The sequence below is a fragment of the Hungatella sp. SL.1.14 genome (assembly GCF_024460495.1).
In the GTDB taxonomy this organism is placed as follows: domain Bacteria; phylum Bacillota; class Clostridia; order Lachnospirales; family Lachnospiraceae; genus Hungatella; species Hungatella hathewayi.
In genome coordinates this window covers 1-304 of record NZ_JANFYJ010000295.1, presented here as the reverse complement: position 1 = coordinate 304, position 304 = coordinate 1, and the positions used below count along the sequence as shown (strand labels likewise).

General features: G+C 38.5%; 1 pseudogene. It reads right to left on the bottom strand.

The window, feature by feature from the left end:
- Positions 1 to 91: 91 nt before the first annotated feature.
- Positions 92 to 304, bottom strand: a pseudogene (locus NE473_RS31065) (mannose-1-phosphate guanylyltransferase); the annotation flags it as partial.

The following is a 304-nucleotide window of genomic DNA, read 5'->3' as shown; positions in this document are numbered from 1 at the left end:
TGTGATTCCTGTGATTAATACGTTTTTCATGATTGCTGGTTCTCCTTGTGGTTGGTTATGATTGACTATAGTTAGCTGTGATTAGTTATAATTAGATATATTCATTTCTGTTGCATATTTTTAAGTTTTCCGTCACCTTTTTAATGTCTCCAGCGCTGTCTTTCGCGCAGATTAAAGTGGCGTCTTTTGTATCTACGACAATGGTATCTTCCATCCCAACGATGGCAATTAGCTTTTTGTCACCCTGGATAATGCCGTTGCCGGTAATATCATTACGGTAAACACGCACAACTGCATTATCCAG